The organism is Rathayibacter sp. VKM Ac-2835 (assembly GCF_013266705.1).
In the GTDB taxonomy this organism is placed as follows: domain Bacteria; phylum Actinomycetota; class Actinomycetes; order Actinomycetales; family Microbacteriaceae; genus Rathayibacter.
The window spans coordinates 135,080-158,653 of the sequence record NZ_JABSNQ010000001.1; the positions used below are offsets into that span (position 1 = coordinate 135,080).

Genomic DNA, 23,574 nt, shown 5'->3' on the forward strand with positions numbered 1-23,574 from the left:
GGTGGTGGATCAGAAGATGTTGAGGACGAAGCCGCCGATGAACAGCGCGATCGAGGCGACCAGCAGCACGGCGGCGGTGATGGCCAGCACGACGGGGACGCTGACGGCGCGGCGCTTCTGCGGGGCGATCATCGCGGTGCCCGCGGCGTGGGTGGAGACGGCGCTCGACGCCCGGACGGGCTCCGAGTCGGAGGCGGGCTGCTCGCGGTCGATGCGGTCGACGTAGCGGTCGACATCGGGCGAGTCGTAGAGGTTCGGGTGCTGACCGGTGGAGCCGAGGCTCCGCGGCAGGTCGAAGGAGCCCGTGACGAGCACCTCCCCCGTGTCCGTGCGGACGGGCGACGCGTCGCCCGCGGTCGGCAGGATGAGGGCGTTCGTCGTGGTGACGGCGCCGGTCGCGGCGACTCCGCTCGCGATGAGGGAGTCGAAGGAGGCGTCGACCTCCTCCTTGGACTTGCTGTCGAGCTCGTCGGTGATGGCGAGGTGCTCGATCGGCGGGTGGAAGCTGCCGGTGATCTCGGTGGCCTTCTCGTCCGCGATGTCGAGCGTGCCGACGGTGGCGAAGAGGGCGGTGTTGAGCTTGGGCTGCTCGGGCTCGTCGTCCGACTGCTCGGACTCGTCGGCCGGCTGCTCGACGTCGGACACCTCGGGAGCGGTCTCCTCGGCAGCGGTCTCCTCGGCGGCGGCTTCGGACTCGGCCTTCGCCGAATCATGCTCGACGTCGGCGGGCGCGACCTCGGGGGTGGCGGCGACCTGCTCCGCCTGCTGCTGCGCGAGCAGGGCGCGCAGCTCGCGCCGGGTGAGCGTGCTGCGGTCGACCCCCTCGGGGAGCACGACCTCGATGGCGGACGTGCTCAGCTCGGGCTCGCTGGCGGGGCTCGGTGCGACGACCGGGACGCGCAGGGCCTGGGTCGCGGTGAGGACGGGCATCTCGCCCGCGGCGGTGACGGACGCGGTCGCGGCGCGGCGGGAGGTCGTCGGTGCGGCGGCGGGCGCGGCTCCGGCCGCGGCTCGCTCGCGCTCGCGGATCTCGCGCCGGGTGAGCGGCGCGCCCTCGTGCTGAACTGTCATGGCGTGCTCCGATACAGGTGGTGCTTCGAGATGTACTGGACGACACCGTCGGGAACCAGATACCAGACCGGATCACCCCGGTTCACGCGGCTCCGACAGTCCGTCGAGGAAATCGCTAGCGCCGGAATTTCCAACAAGGATACGTCCTGAGCCGGCAATCCCGAAACGGACAGAGCATGACCCGGTCTGCTGACGGCGACGAAGTGCGCCAGCTCCCAGAGCTCGTCGTAGTCCTTCCAGCTCAGGATCTGCTCGACGGCGTCGGCTCCCGTGATGAAGAACAGCTCGGCGTCGGGGTGCGCGAGGTGGATGTCGCGGAGCGTGTCGATCGTGTACGTCGTGCCGACGCGGTCGATGTCGACACGGCTGACCGTGAAGCGCGGGTTGGAGGCGGTCGCGATGACCGTCATCAGATAGCGGTGCTCCGGGGGCGTGACCGTCTTCTTGTGCCACGGCCGGCCGGTGGGCACGAAGACGACCTCGTCGAGGTCGAACGACTGCGCCACCTCGGAGGCGGCGACGAGGTGTCCGTGGTGGATGGGGTCGAAGGTGCCGCCCATCACGCCGATGCGCGGACGCCGCGGGTCTCCGCTCGCGGCGGACGTCACGATCGCAGGGCCGCCGGACTAGTGGCCGTGGCCGTGGGAGTCGTGCGAGCCGGCACCGGTCTTGTGCGAGTGGCGGTTGGCGACGTCGCGGTAGCTCCACGTGACGAAGCCGAGCGCGGTGAAGGCGACGACGGCGATCAGCCCGTAGACGATGGTCGGCATCGGCAGCTCGGTGTGCGCTGCTTCAGCGAGGACGGTCGTCACGAGGGACATGCGGTGCTCCTTGGAATCGGGATCGCCCACTCAGGGCGTCGTCGAGTCTACCCGGACACCGCCGCGGGCCGGGTGCGGCGCTATGAGCGGACCTGACCCGACCCGCGCAGCAGCCACTTGGTGCTCGTCAGCTCGGGGAGTCCCATCGGGCCGCGGGCGTGCAGCTTCTGCGTGGAGATGCCGACCTCCGCGCCGAAGCCGAACTCGCCGCCGTCGGTGAAGCGGGTGGACGCGTTCACCATCACCACCGCGGAGTCGACCTCGGCGAGGAAGCGCTCGGCGCTGCGCAGGTCGTTCGTGACGATCGACTCGGTGTGGTGGGTGGAGTAGCGGGCGATGTGGTCCATCGCCGCGTCCAGGTCGTCGACGACGGCGACCGCGATGTCGAGCGAGTAGTACTCGGCCGTCCAGTCCTCCTCGGTCGCCGGGACGGCGTCCGCGACGATCGCGCGGACCCGCTCGTCGCCGTGCACGGTGACTCCGGCGGCGGCGAGGCGGCCGAGGACCGGCGGCAGGAGGCGCTCGGCGGCGTCGCGGTGCACGAGCAGCGTCTCGAGGGCGTTGCAGGTGCTCGGGCGCTGGGTCTTGGCGTTGTGCACGATGTCGACGGCCCACTGCTCGTCCGCGCTCGCGTCGAGGAACACGTGCACCACTCCGGCGCCCGTCTCGATGACCGGCACGGTCGACTCGGTCACGACCGACTCGATCAGGCCGGCGCTGCCGCGGGGCACGAGGACGTCGACGTAGCCGCGGGCGCGCATCAGGGCCTTGGCGCCCTCGCGGCCGAAGTCGTCGACCGTCTGGACCAGCTCGGCGGGCAGCCCGACCGAGGCGACCGCCTCCTGCAGCAGCTCGACGAGGACGCGATTGGTGTTCTCGGCCGCACTCCCGCCGCGGAGGATCACCGCGTTGCCGCTCTTCAGCGCGAGGGCGGCGATGTCGATCGTGACGTTGGGCCGCGCCTCGTAGATGGCGCCGACGACGCCGAAGGGCACCCGGACCTGGGTGAGCGAGGCGCCGTTGGGCAGGTTCGAGCCCCGGACCGTCTGCCCGACCGGGTCGACGAGACCGGCGACCGCGACCACGGCATCCGCGAGCGAGCCGAGACGCGCCTCGTCGAGGCGGAGGCGGTCCTGCAGGCCGGCGCTTATGCCGTTCTCGCGGCCGTTCGCGAGGTCGAGCTCGTTGGCCGGGACGATCCGCTCGACGGCCCCGCGGACGGCGTCGGCGATCGCGAGGAGGGCGCGGTTCTTGAGGTCGGTCGTGGCGCTGCGCAGCGACCGGGAGGCCGTGCGGGAGGCGGCGAACCGCTCGGTCAGGACGGAGCTGTCGAGGGTCGTCTGCGGCATCCGGCCAGTGTATTCGCAGACGGCGCCTCGCCGAGGGAGGTGCCGAGGAGTCAGACCTCCTCGGCGTCGCCCACCAGGTCGTCCTCGTCCGAGACGCGCCAGACGCCGCCCTGGCGCTCGCGGTCGAGCTCGGCGCGGGCGGCCGCCTTCGCGTCCATCCGCTCGAGGTAGTTGTCGCGGCGCTCGCTGCGCGTCTTGCGGTTGTTCTCCTCGAGGCGGAGGTCGGTGCCGCGCGGGGCGGTGATCAGCTCAGCGGTCGAGGTGAGCGTGGGCTCCCAGTCGAAGACGACCCCGTCGCCCGGGCCGATGACGACGGTGGAACCGGCGACGGCCCCGGCCGAGAAGAGCCCGTTCTCGACGCCGAGCTTCGCGAGCCGGTCGGCGAGGAAGCCGACGGCCTCGTCGTTGGTGAAGTCGGTCTGCGCGACCCAGCGCTGCGGCTTGGTGCCGAGCACGCGGTAGACGTTGCCGTACGAGCCGCCCTCGACGCGGATCTCGTAGTCCTTCTCGTCGACGGCGCGCGGGCGGATGGTGATGCGCTCGGGCTTGGGCTCGGCGGCGAGGGCGAGGCGGTGCTGCTCGACGATCTCGCCGAGCGCGAAGGTCAGCTGGCGCAGTCCCGAGTGGCTCACCGTCGAGATCTCGAAGACGCGGTAGCCGCGGGCCTCGAGGTCGGCGCGGACGAAGTCGGCGAGCTCCTGCGCCTCCGGCACGTCGACCTTGTTGAGGGCGATCAGCTGCGGGCGCTCGAGCAGCGGCACCTGGCCGTCGCCGACCGGGTACGCGGCCAGCTCGCCGAGGATGATGTCGAGGTCGGTCAGCGGGTCGCGGCCGGGCTCGAGCGTGGCGCAGTCGAGCACGTGGACGAGGGCGGTGCAGCGCTCGACGTGGCGGAGGAACTCGAGGCCGAGGCCCTTGCCCTCGCTCGCGCCCTCGATCAGGCCGGGGACGTCGGCGACCGTGTAGCGAGACTCCCCCGCCTGGACGACGCCGAGGTTCGGGGCGAGCGTGGTGAAGGGGTAGTCCGCGATCTTGGGCTTCGCCGCCGAGATCGCCGCGACCAGGCTGGACTTGCCGGCCGAGGGGAAGCCCACGAGCGCGACGTCGGCGACGGTCTTCAGCTCGAGGACGACGTCGCCCTCCCAGCCCGGGGTGCCGAGCAGGGCGAAGCCGGGGGCCTTGCGCTTGGTGGTCGCGAGCGAGGCGTTGCCGAGGCCGCCCTGGCCGCCGGGGGCGATGACGAAGCGCAGGCCGGGCTCGTCCATGTCGAGCAGCTCCTCGCCCGTGGGCGACTTGACGACGGTGCCCACCGGGACCAGCAGCTCGAGGAGGTCGCCGTTGCCGCCGGCGCGGTGGTCGCCCATGCCGGGGCCGCCGTTGGCGGAGGAGCGGTGCGGGTGGCGGTGGAAGGCGAGCAGCGTGGTGGTCTGCGCATCGGCGACGAGCACGATGTCGCCGCCGTGACCGCCGTTGCCGCCGTCGGGGCCGGCGAGCGGCTTGAACTTCTCGCGGCGGACGGAGACGCAGCCGTTCCCGCCGTGCCCGGCGCGCAGATGCAGCGTGACGTTGTCGACGAAGGTGACCATGGTGTGTTCCGTCCGATGTGGAGATGGAGGCGCCGGAGTGTCCGACGCCGGATGGCGGAGGGCGAGGTGCGGGGAGCGGCGCGCCCGAAGAGCGGGTGCCGCTGCAACGCGCAAGGGGCGAGCCGAAGCCCGCCCCTTGCGTCCTGTGCCTGCTCGGCCGAGGAGAGCTGCCTAAGCGGCGGCCACCACGATGTTGACGACCTTGCGGCCGCCCTTCTGGCCGAACTCGACCGCGCCGGCCGAGAGGGCGAACAGGGTGTCGTCGCCACCGCGTCCGACGTTGACGCCGGGGTGGAAGTGGGTTCCGCGCTGGCGGACGATGATCTCGCCCGCGCTGACGACCTGACCGCCGAAGCGCTTCACGCCGAGGCGCTGTGCGTTCGAGTCGCGACCGTTGCGGGTGGAGCTTGCGCCCTTCTTGTGTGCCATTTCTCATCTCCTCGAGACCGGGGGGCCGCAGCCCCGTGCTGATGCTCTGCGGAGCGATGGCTCCCGCCGCAGATCAGCGAAGTGTGGGTGTTACTTGATGCCCGTGACCTTGACGCGCGTGAGGTCCTGACGGTGCCCCTGGCGCTTCTTGTACCCGGTCTTGTTCTTGAACTTCTGGATGATGATCTTCGGACCGCGGAGCTCCTCGAGCACCTCGGCCGTGACCGACACCTTCTCGAGCGCCGCGGCGTCCGAGGTGATGGAGTCCCCGTCGACGAGCAGCACGGCAGCCAGCTGCACGGTGCCGTTCTCGTCGGCCTTGATGCGGTCCATCGTCACGATGGTGCCGACCTCGACCTTCTCCTGCCGGCCACCGGCGCGCACAACTGCGTAAACCACTTCTCGTACCTGTTTCTCATCTGGACGGCGCGTGAGCGCTGTCCGGGGCTTGTAAGGACGGGGTCGGACCCCGGTCTTCCCGGTCGTACCCGTCTCTCGTACGAGACGAGGGGACCGGCACCGCGGCTCGCACCCCGGGAGGGGCCGAGCGGCAACGGAAATCTGCGTGAGCACATGGATCGCGCCACACCAACGGTCAAGAGTACGGGATCCGTGCTCCCCGGTCAAACGGGCACCGCCCCGGAGGGGGCGCCGTCCGACCGACGACCCCGTCACGATAGTGCAGGCCGCACCGCGGATCGGGCAGGCGCGCCGCCTACGATCGACGGATGGCGATCCTCCTCGACGCGGCGCGCTGGCCCGCCCACGACACCCTCTGGGCCCACCTCGTCAGCGACTCCTCCCTGGAGGAGCTGCACGCCTTCGCCCGCCGGGTCGGGCTGCCGGAGCGCGGCTTCGACCTCGATCACTACGACGTGCCCGCGGCGCGCCGCGAGGAGCTGCTCGCGGCCGGTGCGCTGCCGGTGGGCAGCCGCGAGCTCGTCGAGCGGCTCCGGGACAGCGGACTGCGGGTCAAGGGCCGCGACCGGGACGCGGAGAGGGCCCGGCGCCGGCTCGCGCCGGGCACCGGGCCCCACTGACTCTCGCGAGCGACCGCTACTGCGCGCGGCGCGGCGTCTGCTCGGGCACGACCGCGATCCCGGTGAGCGCCGCCGTGGTCACGCGACGGCTCTTGGCGCGGCCCTGGCCGGGCTGCTTGGGCGCGGGCAGCGCGTCGAGAACGGAGTCGAGCAGGTGCTCGGCGACCGCGGTGGGGACCCGGCGCTCGGCGACGACCGGAGCGGGCGGGATCGGGATGTCGAGGATCGGGACGACCGGGGCCTGAGCCACGGGAGCCTCGGCCCGGGCCGCGGGCGCCTGTGCGGCCTCCTGCGCGCCCTCCTGGGTCGTGTCGCGGGCGGCGGGAGCGGACTCCTGCTGCTCGCCGGACTCGGGCGTCTCCTGGCGCGGCTCGCGGTCGCGACCGCGGCGACGGCGCTCGCCCCGGGCGGGACGCTCGCGGCGGCCGGACGAGTCGCCCTGACGCTCCGCGGACTGGTCGGCCGGCTGCTCGATCGGCTCCGACTCCGCCGCGGTGGTCGTGGCCTCGTCGACGAGGGCGACGGCCTCCTCCGCGGCGTGGCGGACGGCGGCCGGATGGATCGTGCTGGCGGCGATCTGGGCCAGCGCGTTCTTGGCGTCGTCGGTGATGGCGTGGGTGCTGACCGGCTTGGAGCCGCTCTGCCCGCCCGTGCCGCTCTGGGCGGGGGAGCCGTTCTGCCCGGCCGAGCCGTTGCGGCCGTTCGAGGGCTGCTCGTTCACCGGCTTGCCGCCGCGGCGGCGCTCCTGCTGCGGGGCGGCGGTCGAGCGGTGCTTGACGACGGGGTCGTGCTGGACGATCACGCCGCGGCCCGCGCAGACCTCGCAGTTCTCGCTGAAGGTCTCGAGGAGGCCCAGTCCGAGCTTCTTGCGGGTCATCTGCACGAGGCCGAGCGAGGTGACCTCGGCGACCTGGTGCTTCGTCCGGTCGCGGCTCAGGCACTCGACGAGGCGGCGGAGCACGAGGTCGCGGTTGGACTCGAGGACCATGTCGATGAAGTCGACGACGATGATGCCGCCGATGTCGCGCAGGCGGAGCTGGCGGACGATCTCCTCCGCGGCCTCGAGGTTGTTCTTGGTGACCGTCTCCTCGAGGTTGCCGCCGGAGCCGACGAACTTGCCGGTGTTCACGTCGACGACCGTCATGGCCTCGGTGCGGTCGATCACGAGCGAGCCGCCGCTGGGCAGCCAGACCTTGCGCTCGAGCGCCTTCTCGATCTGCTCGGTGATCCGGAACTCGTCGAACGCGTCCTGCTCGCCGCCGTAGACCTCGACGCGCTCGAGCAGGTCGGGGGCGACCTGGCTGAGGTAGAGCTCGATGGTCTCGCGGGCGTCGTCGCCGGCGATGACCATCTTCTCGAAGTCCTCGTTGAAGACGTCGCGGACGATCTTGATCAGCAGGTCCGGCTCGCTGTGCAGCAGCGCCGGCGCCTGGCCGGTCGCGGCCTTGGTGCTGAGCGCGGTCCACTGCGCGGTGAGGCGCTCGACATCGACGGTCAGCTGCTCCTCCGTGGCGCCCTCCGCGGCGGTGCGGACGATGACGCCCACGTTCTCCGGCAGGACCTCCTTGAGGATCTTCTTCAGACGCGCGCGCTCGGTGTCCGGGAGCTTGCGGGAGATGCCGTTCATCGAGCCGTTGGGCACGTAGACGAGGTAGCGGCCCGGCAGCGAGATCTGGCTGGTGAGGCGGGCGCCCTTGTGACCGACCGGGTCCTTGGTGACCTGGACGAGCACGCGGTCGCCGGGCTTGAGCGCCAGCTCGATGCGGCGCGGGCCGCCGGCGTTGTTCGCCGCGTCCCAGTCGACCTCGCCGGAGTAGAGCACGGCGTTGCGGCCGCGTCCGATGTCGACGAAGGCCGCCTCCATGCTGGGCAGGACGTTCTGCACGCGGCCGAGGTAGACGTTGCCGATCAGCGACGCCTCCTGCGAGCGGGCGACGTAGTGCTCGGCGAGGACGCCGTCCTCGAGCACGCCGATGCGGATGCTGTCCTCCTTCGAGCGGACGACCATGACGCGATCCACGGCCTCCCGGCGGGCGAGGAACTCCGACTCGGTGACGACCGTGCGGCGGCGGCCGGCGTCGCGCCCGTCCCGGCGGCGCTGCTTCTTCGCCTCGAGGCGGGTCGAGCCCTTGATGCGCTGCGGCTCGGTGATCAGCTCCGGCTCGCGGGCCTCACGGGGTTCGCGCTGCTCGCGCGGCTGGCGGACCCGGACGACGGTGTTCTCGGGGTCGTCGGAGCCGGTGCGGTCGCTCTCGCCGCTGCGGCGGCGCGACCGGCGGCGGACGGAGCCCTGCTCCTCCTCCGGCTCGTCGCGCTCGTCGCGGACGCCGAGCGGGGCGCCCCGGGGCGGGAGCGGCGTGAGCTGGACGTAGTCCGGCAGGATCGGCGCCTGGAACAGGAGCGACGTGCTCGGCAGCGGCGGACGGCGGGGAGCCGACTCCTGCGGCGCGGCCGGCTCGGCGTCCGCCGGCGTCTCCGTCCGGGTGTCGACGGCGCCGGTCGGGACCGACTCCTCGGCCTCTGCGACCTCCGCGGTGGTGTCGGCGGCGGTCGTGTCCGACCCGTTCTGCTCGGTCTCGTTCGTGTCGATGATCGTTTCCCCTGTCGCTGATGCGCTCGATCCGGCCCGTCGATTCGTCCGACGGCCACCGAAGAGGCGACTGATCTTCCTGGCCCCGCTGCGGGGCTCGTCGCGGTCCGGTTCGGATCCGCCTGTGCTGTTGTCTTCCACCATTCCTGGTGCACTCCTCGGCCGGGTCGTGCGCCGCGCCGTCGACCCGGATGCTGTTCTCGAGCGACGGGCCTCGGCCCGCCGCGAATCCTTCCGCTCCCCCGGTCCCGTCGCTCACGTGGCGCAGGACTCCGGTTGCAGCTTCTCCTCGGAACTGACTATCCGACACGTGGGGATCCATCGCGCTCATTCGCGGAACGCTGTCGATCTCCTGTGGCCCGGTGCTCGCCCGGTAAACCTTCTTCGCGCCGGCGCGGGATCTTCCGGGCCGACGGCTCCGATTATCGCACGCATTCCCAGAGGCGCCGATTCGCCGCGTGCCATAATCCCCCGGTGTCCAGCGATCCCGAGGTGCCGAGCGCCCCCCGCCAGCAGCGTCCGGTCCTCTTCGCGGTGCTCCTGATCGTGCTCGGCGTGATCGGGTGGATCGCCGCGTTCACGCTGACGCTCGACAAGTTCACCTCGCTGAGCGGGTCGTCCGAGGCCCTCGGCTGCGACTTCAGCCTGCTCGTGCAGTGCAGCGCGAACCTGAAGTCGGCGCAGGGCGCGATCTTCGGCTTCCCGAACCCGCTGATCGGCGTCGCCGCGTGGATCGCCCCGATCGTCGTCGGCGCCGGGCTGCTCGCGGGGGCGCGCTTCGACCGCTGGTTCTGGGCGCTGTTCAACCTCGGCTTCGTCTTCGCGCTCGGCTTCGTCGGCTGGCTCGTCGCGACGAGCATCTTCGCGCTGGGGACGCTCTGCCCCTGGTGCATGCTCACCTGGGCCGTCGTCATCCCCGCCTTCTGGCTGGTGACGCTCCGCAACCTCCGCGAGGGCGTGTTCCCGGTCCCCGCCGCCGTCCGGCGCTTCGCCGGCGCCGCGTACGGCTGGGTGCCGTTCATCACGCTGGTCTGCTACCTGGCGATCGCCGTGATGGCGCAGATCCGCCTGGACGTGCTGTCCTACCTCTGACGCTGCCGGGCTGACAGCCGACGGCGCCCCCGGAGGATCTCGATACGCCCGCTGCGCGGCCTGCTCGATCAGCATGCATGCGGGCCATCGCACTGCCTTCAGCATGCGCGGGGCGACCGAAGCCAGACGCGGCGCGCCACATGCCGGTCGGCCTCCGCGGGATGCGGCGCGCCACATGCTGGTCGAGTAGCCGCGCAGCGGCGTATCGAGACCCACCGTCGTCAGGACAGGAGCCTGCAGACCAGCCTGCTGACCCCGGTGGATCTCGATACGTCCGCTGCGCGGGCTACTCGATCAGCATGTGCGCTCCCGTCCCCAGCTAAGAGGACCAGCCCGCTCGGGCAGCTCTCGCCGAAGGACCTGAGCACGCGGGCGACCGCCTCGGAGGCGCATCCGGGAAAGCGCGTGTCAGCGCTTTCCCGTCGCCGAACGCAGGACGCTCTGCGGAGCGCGCCCGCCTCCTAGAGCCGACCGCGGTTTCGCGGATTACCGCGAAACACCGCGGAGCGCGAGCTCTCGCGGAGGTTCGCCTTTCAGGCGAACCAGAGCGCGAGCTCGCGCTCCGCGGATTCGACACCGTCGCTGCCGTGGACGAGGTTCTGCTGGACCTTGAGGCCCCAGTCGCGGCCGAGGTCGCCGCGGATGGTGCCGGGGGCGGCGGTGGTGGGGTCGGTCGTGCCCGCGAGGGAGCGGAAGCCCTCGATGACGCGGTCGCCGGCGATGCGGAGGGCGACGATGGGGCCGCTCTCCATGAACTCGACGAGGGGCTCGTAGAACGGCTTGCCCTCGTGCTCGGCGTAGTGGGCGGCGAGCAGCTCGCGGTCGGCCTCGACGAGCTTGATGTCGACGAGCGAGTAGCCCTTCGCCTCGATGCGGCGGAGGATCTCGCCGGTGAGGTTGCGGGCGACGCCGTCGGGCTTGACGAGGACGAGGGTCTCCTGGATGGCCATGGTTCAGCGGTCTCCTTAGGTGGGGGTGGGGTCGGTGGGCCCGTCCGCCGCGCGGCGGTCCTGGGTGTCGAGCTTGGTGCCGGTGACCATGCAGTACGTCCACAGGGCGACGAACGCCGCACCGATGACGAACATGATCGGGACCAGGACACCGGTGGCCACGATAACGAACTGGAGGATCCAGCCGAGCCGGAAGCCGGCCGGCCGGTTCAGCAGGCCGAGCGTCGCGACGAGGGCGAGGCAGACCACCGCTCCCCCGACGAGCACGACGACCGGATCGGCGGCCTTCAGCCCGAAGGCGACGAGCGTCGCGAGGAAGACGATGACGGACTCGAAGCCGAGGACGATCGAGCCGAGGCTCTCGCGGACGGTCCGGGTGCGGCGCGGCCGGCCGGCCCTCACGCGCCGAGCCAGTTCTCGTCGCGGGCGACGGTGATCGTCCGGCCGACGAGGGTGATCGAGCCCGTGACGAGCAGGGCGCCCTTGTCGGTGCGGGCGGCGAGCAGCCGGCCGGCCGTGAGGGCGCCGTCGGCGTCCGCCGCGACGCGGACGGACTCTGCAGGGAAGACGGTGCGAGCGAGCTCGGCGAGCTCCTCGGCCGGGACCGCGCGGTCGCTCGGCGCCGTGGTGACGATCAGCTCGTCGACCACCGGCAGCAGAGCGCGCAGGATGCCCTCCGCGTCCTTCTCGGCGAGGACCCCGATGACCGCGGTGACCCGGTCGAAGTCGAAGTAGCGCTCGATCGCGGCGGCGAGGGAGGCGGCGCCGTGCGGGTTGTGCGCGGCGTCGACGACGGTGCGGGGCGACTGGCCGACGATCTGGAGGCGGCCGGGCGAGGTCGCGGCGGCGAAGCCCTCGTCGAGGACGTTCCCGGTCAGCTCCTGCGTGCCGCCGCCGAGGAACGTCTCGACCGCGGCGATCGCGACCGCCGCGTTCTCGGCCTGGTGATCGCCGAAGAACGGCAGGAGCAGCTGCTCGTAGCGGGTGACGAGACCGCGGACGGAGACGAGCTGGCCGCCCACGGCGACCGTGGTCGACTCGACGTCGAAGTCGGCGCCCTCGAACACGATCGTCGACTCGGTCAGCTCGGCCGCCTGCCGCAGCACCGCCTCCGCCTCGCTGGTCTGCTTCGCCGACACCACGGCGGCGGCGGGCTTCACGATGCCGGACTTGGTGCGGGCGATCTCCTCGATCGTCGCGCCGAGCTGCCGGGTGTGGTCGAGCGCGATCGGCGTGAAGACGGCGACCTGCGCGTCCGCGACGTTCGTGGAGTCCCACTCGCCGCCCATGCCGACCTCGATCACCGCGACGTCGACCGGGGCGTCCGCGAAGGCCGCGTAGGCCAGCACGGTGAGCGCCTCGAAGAACGAGAGCGTGCTCTCGCCCCGGCCGACGAGCTCGGCGTCGGTCATGGTGAGGTAGGGCTCGACGTCGATCCAGTTCGTGGCGAGGCTCAGGTCCGAGATCGGCTCGCCGTCGATGACGATGCGCTCGTTGAAGCGCTCGAGGTGCGGACTGGTGAAGAGGCCGACCCGCAGCCCGTGGGCGCGGAGCAGGCTCTCGATCATCCGGCTGGTCGACGTCTTGCCGTTGGTGCCGGCGACCTGGATGACGGGGTAGGCCTGCTGCGGGTCGCCCATGTAGTCGACGGCCCGCCGCGTCGGTGCGAGCCGCGGGCGGGGGTTCGCCTCGCCGAGCCGCTTCAGCAGGCTCGCGTAGACGGCGTCGGCCGCCTCACGCGCGAGCCGGGCGTCCTCCTCGGAGTAGCGGTCCTTGTCAGACATCGGAGGCCTCCACCTTCTCGACGCGGATGATGGCGGTGCCGGCGGGCCCGAAGGCGATCGCACCCTCGCCGCCCTCCAGCGCCGTCGTGAGCGCGGCGAAGGCGAAGCCGGTCGCGAGGGTCTCCTCGGCGATCCAGAGCGCGTGCGGCTCGAGGGCCGCCATGCTCATCTCGTCCAGGACGATCTCGAGCTCGATGCGGTCGCTGACCTCGAGTCCGGCGGCCTTGCGGGCGTCCTGCACGGCGCGGATCAGGTCGCGGGCCAGGCCCTCGGCCTCCAGCTCCGGCGTGGTCGCGGTGTCGAGCAGCACGAAGCCGCCGCGGGGCAGCAGCGCGATCGCGCGGTCGTCGGCACCGGAGCCGCCGACCTCGAGGGTCAGCTCGTACTCGCCCTCGACGAGCTCGACGCCGCCGGCGGTGACGACGCCGTCGGTCTCGCTCCAGTCGCCGGCCTTCGCGGCCCTGATGACGGTCTGCACGCCCTTGCCGAGGCGCGGACCGGCGGCCCGCGCGTTGACGGAGAGGCGCGAGGTGACGCCGTAGTCGGCCGCGCTGGACTCGACCAGCGGGACCAGCGACACCTCCTTGACGTTCAGCTCGTCGCGCAGGATCGCCTCGAACGGCGCCAGCTCGGCGGCGTCCTCGACGACCACGGTGAGCCGCGCGAGCGGCAGACGGACCCGGAGGCCGGCCTGCTTGCGCAGCGACAGCGCCGTCGACGAGATGCCGCGGACGGCGTCCATCGCGTGCACGAGCGACTCGTCGACCGGGAACTCGGCCGCGTCCGGCCAGTCGGCCAGGTGCACGCTGCGCCCGCCGGTCAGCCCCTGCCAGATCTCCTCGGTCATCAGCGGGAGCAGCGGCGCAGCGACCCGGCAGACCGTCTCGAGCACGGTGAAGAGCGTGTCGAACGCCTCCGTGCCGCGGCCCTCGGCGTCGACGCCCTGCCAGAAGCGGTCGCGCGAGCGGCGGACGTACCAGTTGGTCAGCACGTCGGCGAAGTCGCGCAGCGCGGCCGCCGCGAGGGTCGAGTCGAGCGCCTCGAGGTGGCCGGTGACGGTCTCGATCAGGTCGTGCGTCTTGGCCAGCAGGTAGCGGTCGAGCACGTCCCCGGAGTCGGTGCGGCGGGTCGCGCTGTAGCCCTCGCCCGCGGCGTCGACGGACGCGTTGGCGTAGAGCGAGAAGAAGTACCAGGTGTTCCAGAGCGGCAGCAGCACCTGGCGCACGCCCTCGCGGATGCCCTCCTCGGTGACGACCAGGTTGCCGCCGCGCAGCACCGGGCTCGACATCAGGAACCAGCGCATCGCATCGGAGCCGTCGCGGTCGAAGACCTCGGCGACGTCCGGGTAGTTGCGCAGCGACTTGGACATCTTCTGCCCGTCGTTGCCGAGCACGATGCCGTGGCTGACGACGTTGCGGAAGGCCGGCCGGTCGAAGAGCGCGGTCGAGAGCACGTGCAGCGTGTAGAACCAGCCGCGGGTCTGCCCGATGTACTCGACGATGAAGTCGGCCGGGTTGTGCGAGTCGAACCAGTCGGAGTTCTCGAACGGGTAGTGCACCTGTGCGAACGGCATCGAGCCGGAGTCGAACCAGACGTCGAGCACGTCGCTGATGCGGCGCATCGTCGACCGGCCGGTCGGGTCGTCGGGATTCGGGCGGGTGAGCTCGTCGATGTACGGGCGGTGCAGGTCCTCCGGGCGCACGCCGAAGTCGCGCTCGAGCTCGTCGAGCGAGCCGTAGACGTCGATGCGCGGATAGTCCGGGTCGTCGCTCTTCCACACCGGGATCGGCGAGCCGAAGTAGCGGTTGCGGCTGATCGACCAGTCGCGGGCGCCGGAGAGCCACTTGCCGAACTGGCCGTCCTTGACGTTCTCGGGGACCCAGGTGATCTCCTGGTTGAGCTCCTCCATCCGGTCGCGGATCGCGGTGACGCGGACGAACCAGCTGGAGACGGCCTTGTAGATCAGCGGGTTGCGGCAGCGCCAGCAGTGCGGGTAGCTGTGCTCGTAGCTGGCCTGGCGGAGCAGGCGGTGCTGCGCCTTGAGCAGCTGCGTCAGCGGCTTGTTGGCCTCGAAGACCTGCAGGCCGGCGACCTCGCTGATCTGCGGCAGGAAGCGGCCGCCGTCGTCGACGGAGATGATGACGGGGATCCCCGCCGCCTCGCAGACCTTCTGGTCGTCCTCGCCGTAGGCCGGCGCCTGGTGCACGATGCCGGTGCCCTCGCTGGTGGTCACGTAGTCCGCGACGAGGATGCGCCACGCGTTCTGCGTGCCCCACTGCTCGATGTCGGCGTAGTGGTCCCAGAGGCGGTCGTAGCTGATGCCCTCGAGCTCGCTGCCGCGGTGCGTGCGCGAGACGGCGGCCAGCGCCGACTCCGCGTCCTCGTAGCCGAGGTCCTTGGCGTAGGCGCCGACCTGGTCGATGGCGAGCAGGTACTCGGCCGAGAGCTCGCGCTCCTCGGGCTCGCCCTTGCCGTCGGCGGCGCCGTTCGGCCCGGCCGCCAGCACGGCGTACTCGATGTCGGGGCCGACGGCGAGCGCGGCGTTGGTGGGCAGGGTCCACGGGGTCGTCGTCCAGGCGAGGGCGCGGACGGCGGTGAGGTTCAGCGCCTCGGCGGTCTCGCCGACGAGGGGGAAGGTGACCGTGACCGTCTGGTCCTGGCGCATCTTGTAGACGTCGTCGTCCATCCGCAGCTCGTGGTTCGAGAGCGGCGTCTGGTCGCGCCAGCAGTAGGGCAGCACGCGGTGGCCCTCGTAGGCGAGGCCCTTGTCGTAGAGCCGCTTGAAGGCCCAGATCACGGACTCCATGAAGGTGGGGTCGAGGGTCTTGTAGTCGTCGTCGAAGTCGACCCAGCGCGCCTGGCGGGTGACGTAGTCCTGCCACTCCCCCGTGTAGCGGAGCACCGACTCCTTGGCGGCGGCGTTGAACGCGGCGACGCCCATCTCCTCGATCTGCGACTTGTCGGTGATGCCGAGCTGCCGCTCCGCCTCGAGCTCGGCGGGCAGGCCGTGCGTGTCCCAGCCGAAGCGGCGGTGCACCTGCTTGCCGCGCATCGTCTGGAAGCGGGGGAAAACGTCCTTGGCGTAGCCGGTCAGCAGGTGCCCGTAGTGCGGCAGGCCGTTGGCGAAGGGCGGGCCGTCGTAGAACACCCACTCCCGGGCGCCCTCGCGGGAGCGGATCGACTCCTGGAAGGTGTCGTCCGCCTTCCAGTAGGCGAGGACCTTCTCCTCGATCTCCGGGAACCGCGGCGACGCGGGGACGCCGCGGCCGAAGGCGGAGCCGGTGCTCGCGGCGACTCCGATGCGCTCGGAATCGCCGGTGCTCTCGGCGTCGCGGGGGGTGGGCGGGGTCAGGGGGTAGGTCACGTGCGGTCTCCTGGCAGTGCTGCTGGTCTGCACGAGGACGGCCCGCCCGGATCTCAGACCCCGGGCCGGGTCGCGGTACCACCTCGCTTGAACCGCCCAGGACCGGCCCTCGCGGACTGTCCCTGGTCGTTCCCACTCGATCGGCTGTCACGGGCCGTACCCGTCCGGGTCTACTGGGCCGCGGCCGGAGCCGGGCTGTTCTTCCGGAGACTCACCGGTGATGGCCGGGTCGAAGTCGTCCAGCCGTTATCCTAGCGCGTCGGCGGTCGCCGGGCAGGGGCGGAGGCGGTCATGGCGCGGACAGCGGGAGCGGGTCGCGGGCGGCCGCGCGCGTCGTCGCGATCGATGCTCGAGGACGCCGCCCTCGATCTCTTCGTCGAGCAGAGCTACGCGGGGACGACGGTCGAGCAGATCGCCCAGCGCGCCGGCGTCTCGCGCAACACCTTCTTCAACTACTTCGCCTCGAAGAGCGACGTCTTCTGGGTGCTCGTCGACGACCGGCTCGCCGAGCTCCCGGCGGCGCTCGAGGCCGCGTCGCGGGACGCGTCGACGATGGACGCCCTGCGCGGCGCGCTGCTCGCGGTCGGCGCGGGCTTCGGTCCGTCCAGCGTGCCCTGGGCGCTGACCCAGACCGAGCTGATCGGCAGCGTGCACGAGCTGCAGGCCTCGGCGCTCTCGCGGCTCGCGCGGCAGGCGGCGGTCGTCGCGGAGTTCGTGCGCGCCCGCGCCGGTCGTCCGCTGCCGGCCCATGTGGCGCACGCGATCGCCTACGCGAGCGTCGGGGCGGCGGTCGCCGCGGTGCAGGCCTGGGCGGCCGCAGGGCCGACACGGGGCGAGCTGGTGCCCTACCTCGACGAGGCGCTGACGCCGGTCTGCCGCGGTTTCGCGCCCGTCGTCGGCTGACCGCGCCCGCCCGCCGCGCCTCCCCGGCCCCGCGGTAGGATCGTCGCGGCCGGTGAGCGACACGCTCCGAGAGCCCCCACCCAGGCATCATCACCACCGACGCGGTGCCGCCCATATCGAACCGGAGAACCATGACCGTCGCCGACCGCCTCCCCGCCAAGCCCGCCCTCGAGGGCCTCGAGAGCAAGTGGGGCCTCGTCTGGCAGACGGACGGCACCTACCGGTTCGATCGCACCGGGCTCTCCCGCGCCGACGTCTACTCGATCGACACCCCGCCGCCGACCGCCTCCGGCTCGCTGCACATCGGGCACGTCTTCTCCTACACGCACACCGACGTCGTCGCGCGCTTCCAGCGCATGCGCGGCAAGAGCGTCTTCTACCCGATGGGCTGGGACGACAACGGCCTGCCCACCGAGCGCCGGGTGCAGAACTACTACGGCGTCCGCTGCGACCCGACGCTGCCCTACACGCCGGACTTCGTGCCGCCGTTCGAGGGCGGCGACAACAAGAGCAGCAAGGCGGCCGACCAGAAGCCGATCTCGCGCCGCAACTTCATCGAGCTGTGCGAGCGCCTCACCGTCGAGGACGAGAAGCAGTTCGAGGACCTCTGGCGCACCCTCGGCCTCTCGGTCGACTGGACGCAGAGCTACCGCACCATCGGCGAGGAGTCGCAGGCCGCCTCCCAGCGCGCGTTCCTGCGCAACCTCGCCCGCGGTGAGGCCTACCAGGCGCAGGCGCCGACCCTCTGGGACATCACCTTCCGCACCGCGGTCGCGCAGGCCGAGCTGGAGGACAAGGACCAGCCCGGCGCGTACCACCGCATCGGCTTCCACCGCGACGGCGCGGAGGACGTCTTCATCGAGACGACGCGCCCCGAGCTGCTGCCCGCCTGCGTCGCCCTCGTGGCGCACCCGGACGACGAGCGCTACCAGGCGCTCTTCGGCACGACCGTGCGCACCCCGCTCTTCGACGTCGAGGTGCCGGTGCTCGCGCACCACCTCGCGCAGAAGGACAAGGGCTCGGGCATCGCGATGATCTGCACCTTCGGCGACCTGACCGACGTCGTCTGGTGGCGCGAGCTCGACCTGCCCAATCGCGCGGTCATCGGCTTCGACGGCCGCCTGATCTCCGAGGCGCCCGCCGCCATCGAGAGCGAGGCCGGCCGGGCCGCGTACGCGCAGCTCGCCGGCAAGACGGTGTTCTCCGCGAAGCAGACCGTGGTCGCGCTGCTCACCGAGTCGGGCGAGATGGTCGGCGAGCCCCGCCCGATCGTGCACCCGGTGAAGTTCTTCGAGAAGGGCGACAAGCCGCTCGAGATCGTCTCGACCCGGCAGTGGTACATCGTCAACGGCGCCCGCGACGCGGCGCTCAAGGAGCGCCTGCTCGAGCTCGGCCGCGACGTGCGGTTCGTGCCCGAGTTCATGCGCGTCCGCTACGAGAACTGGGTGAACGGCCTCGCCGGCGACTGGCTGATCTCGCGCCAGCGCTTCTTCGGCGTGCCGATCCCCGTCTGGTACCCGCTCGACGGCGACGGCAACCCGGTCTTCGACGCGCCGATCGTGCCCGACGAGTCGTCGCTGCCCGTCGACCCGTCCTCGGACGCCGCCCCCGGCTACTCGGAGGACCAGCGCGGCACGGCCGGCGGCTTCCAGGGCGAGCTCGACGTGATGGACACCTGGGCGACCTCGTCGCTGACGCCGCAGCTCGCCGGCGGCTGGGAGCGCGACGACGAGCTCTGGCAGCTCGTGGCGCCCTACGACCTCCGCCCCCAGGGTCAGGACATCATCCGCACCTGGCTCTTCTCGACCCTGCTGCGCTCGCAGCTCGAGGACGGCCGCGCGCCGTGGAGCACCGCGACGGTCTCCGGCTTCATCGTCGACCCCGACCGCAAGAAGATGTCGAAGTCGAAGGGCAACGTCGTCACGCCGGCCGGAATGCTCGAGCAGCACGGCTCGGACGCGGTGCGCTACTGGGCCGCCTCCTCGCGCCTGGGCACGGACGCCGCGTTCGACCCGCAGAACCCGACGCAGATCAAGATCGGCCGGCGTCTGGCGATCAAGGTGCTCAACGCGGCGAAGTTCATCCACGGCTTCCCGCTGCCGGAGGGCGCGACGGTGAGCGACCCGCTCGACCTGAGCATGCTCGCCGCTCTCGACGGCGTGGTGGCGGACGCCACGACCGCGCTGGAGAACTACGACCACGCCCGCGCGCTCGAGACCACCGAGGCGTTCTTCTGGACGTTCTGCGACGACTACCTGGAGCTGGTGAAGGAGCGCGCCTACGGCGAGGACGGCGCCTCCGCGGCCGCCGCCCTGCACCGCGCGCTGGACGTGCTGCAGCGGCTGTTCGCGCCGTTCATCCCGTTCGCGGTCGAGGAGACCTGGTCCTGGTCGCACGACGGCTCGGTGCACCTGCAGCCCTGGCCGGAGCAGGCCGCGCTCGGCGGTGACCCGGCCGTGCTGACCGCCGCCAGCACCGTGCTCACCGCGATCCGCCGGGCGAAGACCGACGCGAAGGCCTCGCAGAAGACGCCCGCCCGCTCCGCCGTCGTCACCGCGCCGGCCGAGCTGGTGGCGTCCCTGCGGCTCGCCGCGGGCGACCTCGCGGCCGTCGGCCGGATCGCCGCGCTCGACTTCGCCGAGGGCGATGCGCTGTCCGTGCAGATCGAGCTCGAGACCGAGCCGACCGCCTGATCACCCGGGGAGCGGGCCGCGGCCCGCTCCCCTCCCTTCTCTCGAGAGGAACGCACCATGCAGCTCGGAACGCGCTGGCCGGTCGGCGGAGACACGCCGTCCACCCTGCCCGAGATCGTCGTCACCGCCGTCCGCGACGTAGAGGGCGAGCTCGCCTCCGCCGGCACGGACAGCTCCGCCTGGCGCTGGACGCTGACCTGGCTCGAGGGCAAGCCGGTGCTCGAGCTCGACGACGGCACCACCATCACCTACCGCCCGGACGAGGACGCCGCCTACATCACCCAGCCGCAGGGCCGCGTCGAGGGCGAGGACGAGGACTGGGGCTGACCCGCTCCGCAGGTCCTGATGCGGGTGGATCTCGATACGCCCCTGCGGGGCTACTCGATCACCATGAGCGGGCCGCTGCGCGGGTCACTCGATCAGCGTGCTCCCCTCATGCTGGTCGAGTAGCCGCGCAGCGGCGCATCGAGGCCGGCCTTCACCAGGAGGGCCGGACTGCGGACCCCGCCCGCAGCATCGGCGCCCCTAGGCTCGCTGGATGAGCACTCCCACCGCCGTCGCCGTCCTCCTCGAGCCGAGCGGGCTGCCGCACGGGCTGCCCGACTTCGCCGCGGTCGATCCGGAGGCGTACCGCGCGGCCTTCGACGAGGCACTGCGGCGCCACCGGGCCGAGATCGAGGCGATCGCCTCCTCACCGGACGAGCCGACGGTCGAGAACACCCTCGTGGCGCTCGAGCGCTCCGGCCGGGAGCTGCGCCGGGTCAGCGCGGTCTTCTTCACCGTGGGCGCCTCCGACCGCACGCCGCTGACCGACGCTGTGGAGGAGGAGCTCGCTCCGCTCCTCTCCGCGCACGACGACGCGATCACCCTCGATCCGCGCCTGTACGCGCGCGTCCGCTCGCTCGCGGACGGGGCGGCCGACCTCGACCTCGACGACGAGACCGCCTACCTGCTGGAACGCGTCCTCCTGCGCTTCGAGCGCGCCGGCGCACTCCTCGACGACGCGGGCAAGTCGCGCCTCAGCGCGCTCAACGAGCAGCTCTCGAGCCTCACCACGCGATTCGACAAGAACCTCCTCGCGGACACCAACGACCGGGCCGTGCTGCTCGACCGCGCCGAGGAGCTCGACGGGCTCGACGCGTCCGAGATCTCCGCCGCCGCCCGCGCCGCCGCGGATCGCGGTGCCGACGGCTACCTCGTCACGCTCCCCCTCTACTCCGGGCACCCGTGGCTCGCGCGCCTGCGCGAGCGCTCCGTCCGCGAGCGGATCCTGCGCGCCTCGCTCGGCCGCGCCGAGGAGGGCGGACCGCACGACAACCGGGAGCTCCTGCTCGAGATCGTCGCCCTGCGCGCCGAGCGCTCCGCACTCCTGGGGTACTCCTCGCACGCGGAGTACGTGATCTCGGGCCAGACGGCCGGCACTCCGGAGCGCGTCCGCGCCCTCCTCGAGGAGCTCGCGATCCCCGCCGCCCACAACGCCGGCGCCGAGCTCGAGCAGATGCAGCAGCAGGCCGACGCCGAGCAGGACGCCGCGGGTCGGCCGCGCTTCACGCTCGAGGCCTGGGACCGCGCCTACTACGAGGAGCGGGTCCGCACTGCCCGCTACGCCGTCGACTCCAGCGCGCTCCGCCCGTACTTCGAGCTCGAGCGCGTCCTGCGCGAGGGCGTCTTCGCCGCCGCCACCGGGCTCTACGGTGTCCGGTTCGCGGAGCGGCCCGACCTGATCGGGCACAGCGCGCACGTCCGGGTCTTCGAGGTCGTCGAGGAGGACGGCGCGCCGCTCGGCCTCTTCCTCTTCGACCCGTTCACGCGCGACTCCAAGCGCGGCGGGGCCTGGATGAACTCCCTCCGCACCCGGACGACGCTGCTCGGCGACTCCGCCGTCGTCGTGAACACGCTGAACATCTCGGCGCCCGGGGACGGCGAGCCGGCACTGCTGAGCGTCGACGAGGTCGAGACCCTCTTCCACGAGTTCGGGCACGCGCTGCACGGCCTCTTCGCGACCACGCGCTACCCGCGCTTCGGCGGGACGAGCGTGTTCCGCGACTTCGTCGAGTTCCCCAGCCAGGTCAACGAGATGTGGATCCGGCACCCGGAGCTGCTGCCCGCCTACGCCCGGCACGTCGAGACCGGTGAGTCCCTGCCGCCTGCGGTGGTCGAGCAGCTCGAGGCTGCCGCGCTCTGGGGCGAGGGCTTCGGGACCACGGAGTACCTCGCCGCCGCGCTGCTCGACCTCGCCTGGCACGAGACGCCGGCGGGGGCCCCGCGGGTCGACGTCGGCGAGTTCGAGGCGCACGCGCTGGACGCCGCCGGACTGCTGATCCCCGCGATCCCGCCGCGCTACCGCAGCACGTTCTTCAAGCACGTCTTCTCGGGCGGCTACTCCGCGGGCTACTACTCCTACATCTGGAGCGAGATCCTCGACGCCGACACGGTCGAGTGGTTCGAGGAGAACGGCGGACTCGACCGCGCGGCCGGCGAGCGGTTCCGCCGGCAGATCCTCGAGATCGGCGGCTCGCGAGATCCGCTCGTCGCCTACCGCGAGTTCCGCGGGCGGGATGCGCGCACCGAACCGCTTCTCCGGCGCCGCGGACTCGCCTGAGCCGACGGCTGCTCCCGCACCTCCCCCGGGTCAGGAGTGGCGGGCGTCCCGGCGCGGCTGCAGCCAGGTGAGCACGACCAGCCCCACCACGAGTCCCCAGAACGCGGAGCCGATCCCCGCGACCGCGATGCCGGACGCCGTGACGAGCAGGGTCGCCGCCGCGGGGAGGCGCAGTCGCGCGTCCTCGACGGCGGCCTGCACCGATGAGACGAAGACGCCGAGCAGCGCGAGCCCGGCGACGGCCTCGATCAGCAGCGGACTGGCCGAGGAGACCAGGGCGGCGGCCGCTCCGGCGACCGTGCCGAGCACCAGGTAGGACGCCCCCGCCGAGACCGACGCGATCCAGCGGCGCTCCGGCTGCGGCGACGCCTCCGGCCCCGCGGTGAGAGCCGCGCTGAGTGCCGCGTAGTTGACCGGGACTCCCCCGAACACCGCGGAGACGCCCGAGGCGAGACCGCTGGAGACGATCGCCGGCCGCGAGTGCGCCTCGAACCCGAAGCTCGACAGCACCGCGATGCCGGGGATGTTCTGCCCCGCCATCGTCACGACGTAGAGCGGCAGGCCGATGCCGACCATCGCGCCGATCTCGAAGACCGGGGCGACGAGCACCGGCACCGGCAGCAGCGGCGCCCCCGCGAGGGCGGCGCCGTCGGTGACGAGCAGCAGCACGATCGCGAGCGCGATCGCCGCCGGCACCGCCCAGCGCGGCAGGAGACGGAGCAGGATCAGCCAGAGCGCGATGACGGGCAGCGCGAGCAGCGGGATCTCGACCGCGGCCCGCACGGGCGCCAGGACGAGCGGGAAGAGGATGCCGGCGAGCATCGCGTTCGCGAGGGGCCGCGGGATCCGCGCCACGAGCCTGCCGAGCGCCGGCCAGAGCCCGGTCACGACGATCAGCGCGGAGGCGACGAGGAAGGCGCCGACCGCGCGGTCGAAGCCGCCGGGCAGGGTCGCGGTGGCGGCGAGCAGCGCGGCGCCCGGGGTGCTCCAGGCGAACGTCATCGGCACCCGGTAGCGCACGCTCAGGGCGATGCAGAGCACACCCTGCAGCACGCAGACCGCGAGAAGACCGGAGGCGGCCTGCACGTCGGTCGCGCCGACGGCGACGACGCCCGCGAGAACGATGGCGAAGGAGCTGGAGAAGCCGGTGAGAGCGGCGACGATCCCGGCGAGGAGCGGCTGGACGATGGCGGTGCCTCCGGTCGCTGACCCGCCCGGGCGCTGGGGCCGGCGGACGCATCGGCGATGCGCTCCGCCAGAGTAGGGAACCGCGTCCGCACCGAGACGCCGATCGCCGGGC

At 72.2% G+C, this 23,574-nt stretch carries 19 protein-coding genes; 6 read left to right on the forward strand and 13 right to left on the reverse strand.

All coding sequences use genetic code 11. The features are described from left to right. Positions 1 to 9: 9 nt before the first annotated feature. From HRK28_RS00620 to rplU, 7 genes are all read right to left on the reverse strand, one after another. A complete protein-coding gene (locus HRK28_RS00620; RefSeq protein WP_173250079.1) occupies positions 10 to 1,071 on the reverse strand; it encodes a hypothetical protein in 1,062 nt (353 codons plus the stop codon). Next, positions 1,068 to 1,679, reverse strand: coding sequence for a nicotinate-nucleotide adenylyltransferase (nadD, locus tag HRK28_RS00625; protein WP_123445827.1), 612 nt, complete (start codon positions 1,677 to 1,679; stop codon positions 1,068 to 1,070). Before nadD ends, HRK28_RS00620 begins: the two co-directional genes overlap by 4 nt. A gap of 18 nt (positions 1,680 to 1,697) precedes the next feature. After that, positions 1,698 to 1,892, reverse strand: coding sequence for a hypothetical protein (locus tag HRK28_RS00630; RefSeq protein ID WP_123445826.1), 195 nt, complete (start codon positions 1,890 to 1,892; stop codon positions 1,698 to 1,700). Between the two features lie 80 nt (positions 1,893 to 1,972). Then, entirely contained in the window at positions 1,973 to 3,241 is a 1,269-nt protein-coding gene (locus tag HRK28_RS00635) for a glutamate-5-semialdehyde dehydrogenase (RefSeq protein ID WP_173250081.1), read from the reverse strand. 50 nt (positions 3,242 to 3,291) lie between these two features. Next, positions 3,292 to 4,827 (reverse strand): GTPase ObgE, encoded by a 1,536-nt coding sequence (gene obgE / locus HRK28_RS00640; RefSeq protein WP_160089111.1) that lies wholly within the window; start codon positions 4,825 to 4,827, stop codon positions 3,292 to 3,294. A gap of 171 nt (positions 4,828 to 4,998) precedes the next feature. After that, entirely contained in the window at positions 4,999 to 5,256 is a 258-nt protein-coding gene (rpmA, locus tag HRK28_RS00645; RefSeq protein WP_123445823.1) for a 50S ribosomal protein L27, read from the reverse strand. A gap of 90 nt (positions 5,257 to 5,346) precedes the next feature. Then, positions 5,347 to 5,655 (reverse strand): 50S ribosomal protein L21, encoded by a 309-nt coding sequence (gene rplU, locus HRK28_RS00650; protein WP_123445822.1) that lies wholly within the window; start codon positions 5,653 to 5,655, stop codon positions 5,347 to 5,349. A 329-nt stretch (positions 5,656 to 5,984) separates the two neighbouring features. Here rplU and HRK28_RS00655 point away from each other — a divergent pair, with 329 nt between their 5' ends. After that, positions 5,985 to 6,296 (forward strand): DUF4031 domain-containing protein, encoded by a 312-nt coding sequence (locus HRK28_RS00655; protein ID WP_160089109.1) that lies wholly within the window; start codon positions 5,985 to 5,987, stop codon positions 6,294 to 6,296. Between the two features lie 16 nt (positions 6,297 to 6,312). Here the strand turns inward: HRK28_RS00655 and HRK28_RS00660 are convergent, their stop codons facing one another. Beyond that, the gene (locus HRK28_RS00660) at positions 6,313 to 9,030 is read right to left on the reverse strand and encodes an Rne/Rng family ribonuclease (protein ID WP_173250083.1); all 2,718 of its coding nucleotides are present in this window, start codon (positions 9,028 to 9,030) and stop codon (positions 6,313 to 6,315) included. 330 nt (positions 9,031 to 9,360) lie between these two features. Here HRK28_RS00660 and HRK28_RS00665 point away from each other — a divergent pair, with 330 nt between their 5' ends. Further along, the gene (locus HRK28_RS00665) at positions 9,361 to 9,978 is read left to right on the forward strand and encodes a vitamin K epoxide reductase family protein (RefSeq protein ID WP_244231592.1); all 618 of its coding nucleotides are present in this window, start codon (positions 9,361 to 9,363) and stop codon (positions 9,976 to 9,978) included. Between the two features lie 533 nt (positions 9,979 to 10,511). Here HRK28_RS00665 and ndk read toward each other — a convergent pair. Genes ndk through ileS form a run of 4 tightly spaced genes read right to left on the reverse strand, consistent with a single transcriptional unit; the run spans position 10,512 to position 16,013 of the window. Then, positions 10,512 to 10,928 (reverse strand): nucleoside-diphosphate kinase, encoded by a 417-nt coding sequence (gene ndk / locus HRK28_RS00670; RefSeq protein ID WP_123736920.1) that lies wholly within the window; start codon positions 10,926 to 10,928, stop codon positions 10,512 to 10,514. A 15-nt stretch (positions 10,929 to 10,943) separates the two neighbouring features. Further along, complete coding sequence (locus HRK28_RS00675) at positions 10,944 to 11,330, reverse strand: DUF4233 domain-containing protein (protein ID WP_244231591.1); 387 nt, start codon at positions 11,328 to 11,330, stop codon at positions 10,944 to 10,946. Then, positions 11,327 to 12,712: a folylpolyglutamate synthase/dihydrofolate synthase family protein gene (locus HRK28_RS00680; protein ID WP_160089103.1), complete on the reverse strand. Its 1,386-nt coding sequence runs from the start codon at positions 12,710 to 12,712 to the stop codon at positions 11,327 to 11,329. Before HRK28_RS00680 ends, HRK28_RS00675 begins: the two co-directional genes overlap by 4 nt. After that, positions 12,705 to 16,013 carry an isoleucine--tRNA ligase gene (gene ileS / locus HRK28_RS00685; RefSeq protein ID WP_367948361.1) on the reverse strand — a complete coding sequence of 1,103 codons (3,309 nt, stop codon included), beginning with the start codon at positions 16,011 to 16,013 and terminating at the stop codon, positions 12,705 to 12,707. Before ileS ends, HRK28_RS00680 begins: the two co-directional genes overlap by 8 nt. Before the next feature lie 354 nt (positions 16,014 to 16,367). On the opposite strand from ileS, the gene HRK28_RS00690 reads away from it, so the two are divergent. The 4 genes from HRK28_RS00690 to HRK28_RS00705 all read left to right on the forward strand — a co-directional run bounded on the left by HRK28_RS00690 (position 16,368) and on the right by HRK28_RS00705 (position 22,274). Continuing rightward, entirely contained in the window at positions 16,368 to 16,979 is a 612-nt protein-coding gene (locus HRK28_RS00690) for a TetR/AcrR family transcriptional regulator (RefSeq protein ID WP_173250085.1), read from the forward strand. Positions 16,980 to 17,110: 131 nt separating this feature from the next. Then, the gene (valS, locus tag HRK28_RS00695) at positions 17,111 to 19,672 is read left to right on the forward strand and encodes a valine--tRNA ligase (RefSeq protein ID WP_173250087.1); all 2,562 of its coding nucleotides are present in this window, start codon (positions 17,111 to 17,113) and stop codon (positions 19,670 to 19,672) included. Positions 19,673 to 19,729: 57 nt separating this feature from the next. Then, complete coding sequence (locus HRK28_RS00700; protein ID WP_160089097.1) at positions 19,730 to 19,999, forward strand: hypothetical protein; 270 nt, start codon at positions 19,730 to 19,732, stop codon at positions 19,997 to 19,999. A gap of 211 nt (positions 20,000 to 20,210) precedes the next feature. Continuing rightward, positions 20,211 to 22,274, forward strand: a complete 2,064-nt coding sequence (locus tag HRK28_RS00705; protein ID WP_173250089.1) for a M3 family metallopeptidase — start codon at positions 20,211 to 20,213, stop codon at positions 22,272 to 22,274. 30 nt (positions 22,275 to 22,304) lie between these two features. Here the strand turns inward: HRK28_RS00705 and HRK28_RS00710 are convergent, their stop codons facing one another. After that, positions 22,305 to 23,462: a benzoate/H(+) symporter BenE family transporter gene (locus HRK28_RS00710; protein ID WP_173250947.1), complete on the reverse strand. Its 1,158-nt coding sequence runs from the start codon at positions 23,460 to 23,462 to the stop codon at positions 22,305 to 22,307. Positions 23,463 to 23,574: the final 112 nt, after the last annotated feature.

Bases quoted from the DNA above. Each gene is read 5' to 3' on its own strand.
- HRK28_RS00620 (WP_173250079.1), bottom strand. From the start codon at position 1,071: ATGACAGTTCAGCACGAGGGCGCGCCGCTCACCCGGCGCGAGATCCGC.
- HRK28_RS00630 (WP_123445826.1), bottom strand. From the start codon at position 1,892: ATGTCCCTCGTGACGACCGTCCTCGCTGAAGCAGCGCACACCGAGCTG.
- HRK28_RS00635 (WP_173250081.1), bottom strand. From the start codon at position 3,241: ATGCCGCAGACGACCCTCGACAGCTCCGTCCTGACCGAGCGGTTCGCC.
- obgE (WP_160089111.1), bottom strand. From the start codon at position 4,827: ATGGTCACCTTCGTCGACAACGTCACGCTGCATCTGCGCGCCGGGCAC.
- rpmA (WP_123445823.1), bottom strand. From the start codon at position 5,256: ATGGCACACAAGAAGGGCGCAAGCTCCACCCGCAACGGTCGCGACTCG.
- HRK28_RS00655 (WP_160089109.1), top strand. From the start codon at position 5,985: ATGGCGATCCTCCTCGACGCGGCGCGCTGGCCCGCCCACGACACCCTC.
- HRK28_RS00660 (WP_173250083.1), bottom strand. From the start codon at position 9,030: ATGGTGGAAGACAACAGCACAGGCGGATCCGAACCGGACCGCGACGAG.
- ndk (WP_123736920.1), bottom strand. From the start codon at position 10,928: ATGGCCATCCAGGAGACCCTCGTCCTCGTCAAGCCCGACGGCGTCGCC.
- HRK28_RS00680 (WP_160089103.1), bottom strand. From the start codon at position 12,712: ATGTCTGACAAGGACCGCTACTCCGAGGAGGACGCCCGGCTCGCGCGT.
- HRK28_RS00690 (WP_173250085.1), top strand. From the start codon at position 16,368: ATGGCGCGGACAGCGGGAGCGGGTCGCGGGCGGCCGCGCGCGTCGTCG.
- valS (WP_173250087.1), top strand. From the start codon at position 17,111: ATGACCGTCGCCGACCGCCTCCCCGCCAAGCCCGCCCTCGAGGGCCTC.
- HRK28_RS00700 (WP_160089097.1), top strand. From the start codon at position 19,730: ATGCAGCTCGGAACGCGCTGGCCGGTCGGCGGAGACACGCCGTCCACC.
- HRK28_RS00705 (WP_173250089.1), top strand. From the start codon at position 20,211: ATGAGCACTCCCACCGCCGTCGCCGTCCTCCTCGAGCCGAGCGGGCTG.